This window comes from Christiangramia sabulilitoris (assembly GCF_007050985.1).
GTDB lineage: Bacteria > Bacteroidota > Bacteroidia > Flavobacteriales > Flavobacteriaceae > Christiangramia > Christiangramia sabulilitoris.
In genome coordinates this window covers 1,268,644-1,279,617 of record NZ_VHSF01000001.1, presented here as the reverse complement: position 1 = coordinate 1,279,617, position 10,974 = coordinate 1,268,644, and the positions used below count along the sequence as shown (strand labels likewise).

Here is a 10,974-nt window from a genome sequence, read left to right as displayed (position 1 = left end):
AAAATAGGTACTAAATTTCTATATCTATAGTGGATTCCGCAAGTAAATAAACATAAACTTGAAATTTTATTTAAGACCTTTAAATCAATTATATTTGTACACTTAAATTCCACTGATTTTTTGCAGTGGAAAATGGATTCAAAACTTGAAGATGAAGAATATTCGGAATTTTTGCATAATTGCACATATCGATCACGGAAAAAGTACCCTAGCAGATCGCTTATTGGATTATACCGGTGCGGTAACTGAAAGGGAAAAACAGGAACAGCTGTTGGACAGCATGGATCTGGAACGTGAGCGCGGCATCACCATAAAAAGTCATGCCATACAAATGGACTATGTGCATGAAGGTGAAGAATATACTCTGAATCTTATTGATACTCCCGGACACGTGGATTTTTCTTATGAAGTTTCCCGTTCAATCGCCGCCTGTGAAGGGGCATTACTGGTAGTGGATGCTGCACAAAGTATCCAGGCCCAGACAATTTCAAACCTATACCTGGCTTTGGAGAATGATCTCGAGATCATTCCGGTGTTGAATAAAGTGGATCTTCCAAGTGCGAATCCGGAAGAAGTTACCGATGATATCGTAGATCTTTTAGGTTGTGACCCATCTGAAGTAATCCCGGCCAGTGCCAAAACAGGTCTTGGGATCAAAGAGATCCTGGATGCGATCATCCACAGAGTACCGGCTCCAAGCGGAAAGGTGGATGCGCCGTTAAGAGCCCTGATCTTTGACTCTGTTTACAATCCCTTTAGAGGAGTTGAAACCTATTTCAGGGTTATCAATGGTTCTATTAAAAAGGGTGAAAAAATTAAGTTCGTAGCGACCAATAAAACCTACGATGCAGATGAAGTAGGTACACTTCGTTTAAAGCAATTTCCGCGTAAAGAGATCAAAACAGGCGATGTTGGATATCTTATAACCGGTATTAAAGATGCCCGTGAGGTAAAAGTAGGTGATACTATCACCAGTGCGGTCAATCCTACCACTGAAGCCGTTGCCGGTTTCGAGGATGTTAAGCCTATGGTATTCGCTGGAATCTATCCTGTGGATACTGAAGATTATGAAGAGTTGAGAGCTTCCATGGAGAAGCTTCAGCTAAACGATGCTTCACTGGTTTTTACTCCTGAAAGCTCTGCGGCGCTTGGATTTGGTTTTCGTTGTGGATTCCTGGGAATGCTGCATTTAGAGATCATCCAGGAAAGACTGGAACGCGAATTCGATATGACCGTGATTACTACGGTTCCTAACGTATCTTATCACGCTTATACCAATAAGAATCCCGATGATGTGATCCTGGTAAACAATCCATCAGATCTTCCCGAGCCATCAAGTTTGAACCGCGTGGAGGAACCTTTTATAAAGGCTACGATCATTACAAAAGCCGATTATGTTGGTAATGTAATGTCACTTTGTATTGAAAAAAGGGGAGAGATCACCAACCAGACTTATCTTACCACAGAAAGAGTGGAACTTTCTTTTGACATGCCTTTGGCAGAGATCGTTTTCGATTTTTATGACAGACTAAAAACTGTATCAAGAGGATATGCTTCTTTCGATTATTCTCCAATAGGTTTGCGCCAGTCTAAACTGGTAAAAGTTGATGTTTTATTGAATGGTAATACTGTAGATGCACTTTCAGCATTATTACATGTTGACAATGCTTACGATATAGGTAAGAAAATGTGTGAGAAGCTAAAAGAGCTTATTCCCCGCCAGCAATTCGATATTCCTATCCAGGCTGCAATTGGAGCCAAGATCATCGCCAGAGAGACCGTTAAAGCTCTTCGTAAAGATGTTACCGCTAAATGTTATGGTGGAGATATCTCTCGTAAAAGAAAGCTTTTGGAAAAGCAGAAAAAAGGTAAGAAGCGTATGCGCCAGGTTGGAAATGTAGAGATTCCGCAGGAAGCATTTATGGCGGTTCTTAAGCTGAACGATTAATTGTTGTAGTTCAGAGATTTTAGTTCAGAATTCATAGATAGATTATTCTCTTAAAAGATATTTTTTAAGACCCGATATCATTTTTGATATCTCAGTCAAATTTGAACGCTTTTGCGTTTGATCTTCAGTACCTGTATTTTTCCGTATTCCCACAAAGAATTGAAAGAGATACAAGCAATCTGCAAAACTTTATGGAACCTCCAGTACCCTCAGCAATATGATGAAATTGAATTTGCTGCTCTTTTAAATTGAGTGGTCAAACCATATATTTCTTCCCGTGGAAAGCCTCTGGTAATTCGGTATACTAAATCGGTAAATAATATTGATTTATTATAAACCTCGAGTTTTTCAAAATTGAAATATTCCATACTATTATAGATTAAAGAACCCATTCTTACGTTCTTTATAACCAATATACTTCTTAACCCATAAACTTTCAGTTAGTTAGATTTCTATTTTAAGTCTCTCTATAGTTTTTTTAAATTTGTTTTTCTAAAGAATCGGAATTCTCCGAACTACGAACTATAAACTTATTTCTAAAAATGGCCGGACATAGTAAATGGGCGAATATAAAGCACAGAAAGGGAGCACAGGATAAGAAGAGAGCCAAACAATTCACCAGGGCGATCAAGGAGATCACAGTGGCGATAAAAGAGGGAGGTGGCGAAGATCCGGAAGCAAATCCTGCCCTTAGAAATGCCATTCAGAATGCCAAGGGTGTAAACATGCCTAAGGAAACTATAGAAAGAGCTATAAAAAAAGCCAGTGGCGCAGATGCCGATAATTATGAAACGGTCACCTTTGAAGGATACGGCCCTAACGGCATTGCTATTTTTGTGGAGTGTACGACAGATAATACCAACCGAACGGTTGCTTCAGTTCGCTCCATATTTTCAAAAAATGGGGGAAGTCTGGGCACTAACGGGTCTTTAGAGTTTCTTTTCGACAAAAAAGGAGTGTTTGTCCTAGAAAAAGAGCAGATCGAAATGGACCCGGAGGAATTTGAACTGGAGCTTATAGAAGGTGGTGCCAGCAAGATTGAAAAGGAAGATGATTATCTTACTATATATACAGAATTCACTGATTTTGGCAGCATGTCTTCCAAGCTGGAAGAGCTCAACCTAGAGCCGAAGAATTCAGAAGTACAACGAATTCCTGTAAATACGGTCGAGTTACCTGTGGATGATGCCATAAAAATACTCGACCTTGTAGAAAAATTTGAAGATGACGATGACGTACAGAACGTGTATCACAATCTGGAAATCACAGATGAGCTAATTGAAAAAATGGAAAAAGAGCAGGCTTAGTCCTGTTTTATATTTTCTTCAATATTCTCTTTTTCCTCGCTTTCACCATTTTCGATCTGCTTACCCAGATATACAAGTAAATAGCCTTCTTCGATCTCCACCTCCATACTATTAGAAGGAATAATACTCAGCTCTCCTTCGGTATCCTTCACAAAAAGCGGGATAATATCAGGATCTGTTTTACTGATCTCGATTAAGCCTTCATAATGTTCTTTAGAGTTTAATTCCAGCTCGTGAATTGATGGATATTTTCTGGCGAGATTCGTTAGTTTGATATAATCATCTGTCTGTGAGAACAGGCCTTCCTTGGGATTATTTTCGGGATCATACATTTCGTCTGAAGAAACTACCCTGAAAGATCCATTTTCACCAAAATGCTTCCTGAATTTTTCAATAGCATTAAGGTTTACTTCCGTATTCCCGGTCATTGCCATTAAATAACCCACATCACTAAGTTCTATATTATTAATAAGATCGTCTGAATATACATTTTCCTGGATCGCATCCAAGCCAAGTTCCCTTGCTTTTTTAATGTTAGATCCATTACTATCAACTAAAACGACATGTCTTTCATTCTTCTTGAGATATGAACCAATCAATCTTGAAATTGTTGATGCTCCAACGATCAAGATACCCTGAGAATTCTTTAAAAAGACCCCTACCAGTTGAGCAAATAAACGGGCCGTAGTCGCATTTAACAATACAGTTCCCAGCACGATCATAAATACCAGCGGAGTAATATATTCAGCACCCGCCACTCCCTGGTTGGCCAGTTCCAGCCCAAAAAGGGAAGCAATACCCGCAGCCACAATACCTCTGGGGCCTACCCAGCTGATAAAAAGTTTTTCATTGGTTTTTAAAGAAGAGCCTATACTACTAACAAATACACCCAAAGGTCTTATCACTAAAACCACCATGGCAAATAAAATAAGTGCTTTGATATCATATACCAGTAGCAGGTCTTCTACATTGATATTGGCCGCCAGAAGAATGAACAAAATAGAGATAAGGAGGACACTCAAGGATTCTTTAAAATAAAGCAGTTCCTTGAGGTTAGGTAGATTGATATTTCCCATAACCATACCCATCACTACTACTGCCAGAAGTCCGCTTTCGTGAGCAAACAGATCTGCCAGCACAAAAACTCCCAGTACCGTAGCCAGGGTTAAGACATTTAATAGATAATGAGGGATCACGTTTTTCTTGATCGCAAAAGCGAGAGCATGGGCAAAAGTAAATCCGAAAGTAAATCCGAACAGCACAATCTTACCGAATTCCAACAGAGCTGTTTCTGTGAATTCTGTACCTGTACCGGCACTAATAAATTCAAACATCAGTACCGCAACCAAAGCTCCAATTGGATCTATCAGGATACCTTCCCATTTCAGAATAGCCGAAACATCCTTTTTTAATGGAATATTTCGCAGGATTGGGGTTATTACCGTTGGACCGGTTACGATTATTAATGCTGCAAACAAGAAACTAATCTGCCAGCTTAGATCAAAAATAAAGTGAGCAGCAATCCCGGCACCAAAAAAGGTTACTATCACCGCAACAGTGATAAGTTTTAGAATAACAGGTCCTACATTCAGTATTTCACCTTTTCGCAGGGTCAAACCACCTTCAAAAAGTATGATCCCAATTGCCAGGGAGACAAAATAGAACAGGCTATCACCTGGAAACAATCCCGAATCTCCATTCCATATTGGTTCTATTAATTTTGAACCGTCTGCAGTATAAAAGGTCGAAACAGGACCTACAGCGAGTCCAATAAGTATTAGCGGCAGGATAGCCGGAATTTTAAATCTCCATGCTAACCACTGGGCCAGAATACCTAAAATCACTATTCCTGCTAATTCTATCATACCGTTTAGTTTACTTATAAAAGCTAAAAATATTAAAAATGTTTTATTCTGAAAGCTTTATACATAAAGGCTTTCTATAGTAACATCCTGTTAAATGAAATGAAAATAATTCGAAAAGGCTTTAACTTTTTCTATTTTGCGGAGAATTTGTAAAAACTTTAACCATGACTCTATATCCAATAGAAGCCGGAAATTTTAAACTTGATGGCGGCGCTATGTTTGGAGTGGTCCCTAAAAGCCTCTGGAACAGGACAAACCCTGCCGATTCCAATAATATGATAGATATCGCAGCCCGGTGTTTACTAATTGAGGATGGCGACCGGCTAATTCTAATAGATACTGGAATGGGGGACAAGCAAAGCGAAAAATTCTTTAGTTATTATTATCAGTGGGGCGATCACAGCATTGACAAATCCCTCAAAAAATATGGTTTTCATAGAGATGATATCACCGATGTTTTTATGACCCACCTGCATTTTGATCATTGTGGCGGAAGTATTCAGTGGAATAAGAACAAGACCGGTTATGAGCCTGCTTTTAAAAATGCCAGGTTCTGGAGCAACAAAGAGCACTGGGAATGGGCTGTTAAACCCAATGCCCGGGAAAAAGCATCTTTTCTAAAAGAAAATATCCTTCCCATGCAAGAAAGCGGACAGTTGAACTTCCTGAAAAGAGAAGGAGATAATCGTATACAAAACTACAAGGAGCTGGGGTTTGGCGTATTATTTGTAGATGGACATACAGATAAACAAATGATCCCGCATATAGATTATAAAGGGAAGAAACTGGTTTTTATGGCCGACCTTTTACCCACAGCCGGTCATATTCCTTTACCTTATGTGATGGGTTATGATACCAGGCCGTTGCTAACCCTTCCGGAAAAAAAGAATTTCCTGGAGACTGCGGCCAGCGAAAACTACTACCTATTCCTGGAACATGATGCTCATAATGAAATTATAACCTTAAAACATACAGAGAAAGGGGTGAGACTTGACAAAACCCATACTTTCGCTGAAATATTTAACTAAATCCAAATATGAAAATACCTTTTTTTAAACCATTTCTATCGCTGCTTGCTGCCGGAATTATTACCGGATGTAGCAGTACGGCCCCAAAAATTGTTTCTACACCCGTAAAACAAATAGATTCCATCCCTTTAAAAGTAAGGGATCTCTCAGATTCAGAATTAAAGGACTGGACCAACCGGGACCTTATTTTAGATACTATTCCGGGAATGAGCGTAAACCGGGCTTATGCCGAAATAATCAAAAACAACCAGCCCTCTCCGGTGATCGTTGGAGTTGTGGACAGCGGGGTTGATATTGATCATGAAGACCTGAAAGGGGTGATCTGGACCAATTCTGATGAAATTCCAGGCAATGGAAAAGATGATGATAAGAACGGTTATATAGATGATATCCACGGATGGAATTTTCTTGGCGATGCCGTAGCAGAAAACATGGAATACACCCGTATCTATAAAAGACTTAAACCTAAATATGAAGGTAAGTCTGATAGCAGTGTAAGTACAGCAGATCGTGCGGAATACAACCTGTATAAAGCGGCAAAAGCCGAATACGAAAAGGAGTACCAGGAATCTGTTCAAACCCGTGACCAGTACCTGCAGATCAAAGAGCAGATTTTGACTGCACATAATGCTATCTCCAGCGAATTAGGTAAAGAGGATTATACCAAGGAAGAGCTTTCAGAATTTAAGGCTGAAACTCAGGAAATGAAACAGTATAAATCCATACTCTCCCAGATCCAGTATAATATAAATGAAAATATACCGGAAGCTATTAGCGAACTGCAGGAGGCTATAGATTACTACAAAGACAGGTTAACCACCCATTTTAACCTGGACCTGAACGGCCGTGCTAAAACCGGGGATGATCCTTATGATATTACAGATGTAAACTATGGTAATAACCAGGTTTCGGGACCCAGCTCAGATAAAAAGAAAAATGCAAAACATGGAACCCATGTAGCCGGAATAATTGCCGCAGACCGCAGCAATAACATCGGTTTAAAAGGAATCGCGAGCAATGCACGAATTATGGCGGTTAGAGCGGTGCCAGATGGTGATGAATACGATAAAGATATTGCCCTTGCAATTAGGTATGCCGTAGATAATGGTGCGAAAGTGATCAATACCAGTTTTGGAAAATATTTCTCTACTAACCCTGAATGGGTTATAGATGCGATTAAATATGCTGCTAAAAATGATGTGCTAATTGTAAATGCTGCCGGTAATGAAGGCCTGGACCTCGATACTAAAAGAGTTTACCCAAATGATCAGGATCCCGTAAATACTCAGGAAATCGCAGATAATTTTCTTACTGTAGGGGCATTAAATTATGAGTACGGTGCAGGATTGGTGGCAGATTTTTCAAATTACGGAAAAACCAACGTAGATGTTTTCGCTCCAGGTACCAAAATATGGTCTACCACTCCAAATGATGAGTATGAATATTTACAGGGTACTTCTATGGCTTCTCCGGCAGTTGCAGGTATTGCAGCAATTATAAGAGGATATTATCCTAAATTAAGTGCGGCCCAGGTTAAGCAGGTGATCATGGACAGCGGTTTAACTACTAACGCAACAGTGATCGTAGCCGGGGACAATTCAAATACCAAAAAATTCCAGAACCTTTCAACCTCAGGAAAAATGGCCAACCTGTACAACGCATTAATTTTAGCCGACCAAATCTCAAAAAGCAATTAAAATGAAAAAAATATTTTTTAGCCTTTTATTAATTACAACAGGGTTTATACAGGCCCAGAACAATACTTCTTACTGGCAGCAACATGTAGATTATGCCATGGAAGTAGATATGAATGTTGAGAACTTTAAATATACCGGTACTCAGGAACTGGTTTATACCAACAATTCTCCAGATACCCTAAACAGAGTATTTTATCACCTCTTTTTCAATGCCTTTCAGCCAGATAGCGAAATGAACGCGCGCCTGGAAAGTGTTCCAGATCCCGATGGCAGGATGACCATGAATAAGGGAACTAAAGAAAATCCCGAGATCGTTAGCAGGATCACGGGGCTTTCACCGGCACAACAGGGTTATTTAAAGGTAAATTCGCTCACTCAGAACGGTGAAAATTTAACCTATGAGGTAGCAGGAACAGTATTAGAAGTAGAACTGGCGCAGCCAATTCTTCCCGGAGAAAAAACCACCTTCAATATGACGTTCGAAGGTCAGGTACCGGAGCAGATAAGAAGATCTGGTAGAAATAATACTGAAGGAGTTGCGCTTTCCATGAGCCAGTGGTATCCAAAATTAGCCGAATATGATTTTCAGGGGTGGCATGCAGATCCTTATATCGCCCGCGAATTTCACGGGGTATGGGGAGATTTTGATGTAAAATTAACCATTGATAAAGATTATACTGTTGCGAGCACGGGATACCTTCAGAACCCGCAGGAGATTGGTCATGGTTACCAAAAAGAAGGTACCAGGGTTAAGATCAAAGGTGATAAACTTACCTGGCATTTTGTAGCCCCGCAGGTTCATGATTTTACCTGGGCTGCAGATCCTGAATATATCCATGATAAACTTACCGCAGAAGATGGTACTGTTCTTCATTTCTTTTACAAGGATAACAAAGACATCAAAGAAAACTGGAAAAATCTACAACCTAAAACTGCAGAATTACTGGCTTATTTCAATGAACATATTGGACCATATCCATGGGATCAATATTCAGTAGTACAGGGTGGTGATGGTGGAATGGAGTATGCCATGCTTACATTGATCACCGGAGAACGATCTTTCGGCAGCCTGGTAGGGGTGACGGCACATGAAATGGCTCATGCCTGGTTTCAGCACCTTTTAGCGACCAATGAGAGTATTCACGAATGGATGGATGAAGGTTTTACTTCCTACATTTCTTCTGAAGCTGAAAATATTGTGCTTGGTACCAATGCTGAAAATCCACACAAGGGATCTTACAGGGGTTACAATTATTTAGCCGGATCTGGCAAGGAACAACCCCAAACCACCCATGCAGACAGATATGCCATGAATGCCCTATACGGAGCATCTGCATACTCTAAAGGAGCAGTATTCCTGGCACAATTAGGGTATATCATTGGAGAGGAAAACTTAGCTAAGACCCTTAAAAGATACTATGACGAATGGAAGTTCAAACATCCAACCCCTAATGATTTTATCAGGATAGCAGAAAAGGTTTCAGGGGCCGAGCTGGATTGGTATCTGCAAGATTGGACGCAGACTACGAATACCATAGATTACGCCATAGATTCTGTTGAAGGTGAGGAGGAAACTACCCAGGTTGGCTTACAAAGAAAAGCGTTAATGCCAATGCCTTTAGATATTAATGTAACTTATAAGGATGGAACTTCTGAAACATTTTATATTCCATTACAAATGATGAGGTGGGAAAAACCTGCGAAAGAAGGATCGAACAGAACCGTGGTTAAAGACTGGGCCTGGGGATTCCCTGAATATGAGTTGGAGATCCCGGTTGCTAAATCAAAAATTGAAAGTATTGAGATCGATGCTTCTCAGTTAATGGCAGATATAGATCGTTCCAACAATAAATGGAGGGGTTCTGAAAATCCTGAACAAAGATCTTCCAGCAATTAATCTGTTTTTAGATTGAAACTCATAAACCCTTTCTCAACGGAAAGGGTTTTTTTTGTACCAGTACTGGTCTTCGTATAACCAGGTTTTAGATACTCTGTCCCGGCTGGATATTTTTAAAAAATGAGGACCAGTTTCTTTACTCCGATAGCCCAATAAATGGAAGATTGGCTTGGCCAGAAACCTGGCAATCTTAAGATCTATAAGCAATTCAGATCTATTTGCATCTGCCCATTTAACACCGGGTAAAACAGCCAAAACTCCATCTGCCTGGATCTTTCTGCACCAGGCAGACAAGCTCAAGAAAATGGGATTAATTTTCCGGATTAGATAATAGCCATCTTCTCCTTTTTTCTGGTACAACGGCATAAATAGGGTGGCCTTTTTAGAAAGATAAATATCCCTGTCATCGCTAGTTGCTAGTAATGTACCTTTTTGATGAACTTCAAAACTGGAAAAACCGGGTTTCATTTTAAAATGTTCATTTTTTAAAATATTGTAGCGATACACGATTTCATAAAAATGCTCATTCTCTTTCGCAGATATACGCAGGCTTCTAAAATCCTCTTCACTATTTTCGAAGCTGTATACCCCGGCAAAATGCAGGGCCAGTCTTATAAAAGCCCGGGCATTGGTTATAGCCTGTTTAGATGCATGTTGTCCAGATTCGAATCCCAGGGAAACATAACCCATTTTATTGATATGGCTTAATAATGGTCCCTCCAGGTATTCTTCTATCCCAAGAATTACAGGAACCGGGAAAAGTCTTGAAAACCTGCGGTTAATGAGGCTATCGTTGATGGTTATAAATGGAAGAGTATCACTGGAAGTGGTATGCAGATCTATAAAATATAGCTGGGCATGTTGTTCTTGAATAATTTCGTCAAGAATTTTTTGAATTTCAAGTTGTTCCTCATCTTCCCGGTAAATCTTCTTTTCGTAGGACCTTTTGTCCATGCGGGCTGAGGTCCACATTCGGTTTAGATCATAATCCAGAAATCTCTTATTTTTTGAAAGCGCTTTTAAATTACCCGCGATCGCATAGATACTTCCCTGAATATCTTCAATTTTTATTTCATTTAAAACCTCTTCTATTGCGGTATATCCGGCCTTTTCATTACCATGAATACCGGCAAAAAATATAATTGCAGGAGATTGGCTTGCTCTTTTGACTACTTTAAGAAGTCTGGGGTTCCTGGTTTCTTTCATTTCAGGTAGGCTTGAAAAATTCCGGG

At 39.8% G+C, this 10,974-nt stretch carries 8 protein-coding genes; 5 read left to right on the top strand and 3 right to left on the bottom strand.

Translation table 11 applies throughout. The features are described from left to right. The first annotated feature begins 151 nt into the window (after positions 1–151). On the top strand, positions 152–1,948 hold the full coding sequence (gene lepA, locus FGM01_RS05825; RefSeq protein ID WP_143410178.1) for a translation elongation factor 4: 1,797 nt from the start codon (positions 152–154) through the stop codon (positions 1,946–1,948). A gap of 209 nt (positions 1,949–2,157) precedes the next feature. On the opposite strand, the gene FGM01_RS05820 is transcribed toward lepA, so the two are convergent. Next, a complete protein-coding gene (locus tag FGM01_RS05820) occupies positions 2,158–2,316 on the bottom strand; it encodes a four helix bundle protein (RefSeq protein WP_143410352.1) in 159 nt (52 codons plus the stop codon). Between the two features lie 174 nt (positions 2,317–2,490). Between FGM01_RS05820 and FGM01_RS05815 the strand changes: the two genes are divergently transcribed. Then, complete coding sequence (locus FGM01_RS05815; protein ID WP_143410177.1) at positions 2,491–3,255, top strand: YebC/PmpR family DNA-binding transcriptional regulator; 765 nt, start codon at positions 2,491–2,493, stop codon at positions 3,253–3,255. Here FGM01_RS05815 and FGM01_RS05810 read toward each other — a convergent pair. Further along, a complete protein-coding gene (locus tag FGM01_RS05810) occupies positions 3,252–5,120 on the bottom strand; it encodes a cation:proton antiporter (protein ID WP_143410176.1) in 1,869 nt (622 codons plus the stop codon). The two genes, FGM01_RS05815 and FGM01_RS05810, sit on opposite strands and share 4 nt — an antisense overlap. 164 nt (positions 5,121–5,284) lie before the next feature. Here FGM01_RS05810 and FGM01_RS05805 point away from each other — a divergent pair, with 164 nt between their 5' ends. Genes FGM01_RS05805 through FGM01_RS05795 form a run of 3 tightly spaced genes read left to right on the top strand, consistent with a single transcriptional unit; the run spans position 5,285 to position 9,742 of the window. Continuing rightward, the gene (locus tag FGM01_RS05805; protein ID WP_143410175.1) at positions 5,285–6,148 is read left to right on the top strand and encodes an MBL fold metallo-hydrolase; all 864 of its coding nucleotides are present in this window, start codon (positions 5,285–5,287) and stop codon (positions 6,146–6,148) included. Positions 6,149–6,156: 8 nt separating this feature from the next. After that, on the top strand, positions 6,157–7,845 hold the full coding sequence (locus FGM01_RS05800; protein WP_143410174.1) for a S8 family peptidase: 1,689 nt from the start codon (positions 6,157–6,159) through the stop codon (positions 7,843–7,845). 1 nt (position 7,846) lies between these two features. Beyond that, entirely contained in the window at positions 7,847–9,742 is a 1,896-nt protein-coding gene (locus FGM01_RS05795) for a M1 family metallopeptidase (protein WP_143410173.1), read from the top strand. A 33-nt stretch (positions 9,743–9,775) separates the two neighbouring features. On the opposite strand, the gene FGM01_RS05790 is transcribed toward FGM01_RS05795, so the two are convergent. Further along, positions 9,776–10,948 carry a succinylglutamate desuccinylase/aspartoacylase family protein gene (locus FGM01_RS05790; protein ID WP_166435195.1) on the bottom strand — a complete coding sequence of 391 codons (1,173 nt, stop codon included), beginning with the start codon at positions 10,946–10,948 and terminating at the stop codon, positions 9,776–9,778. Positions 10,949–10,974: the final 26 nt, after the last annotated feature.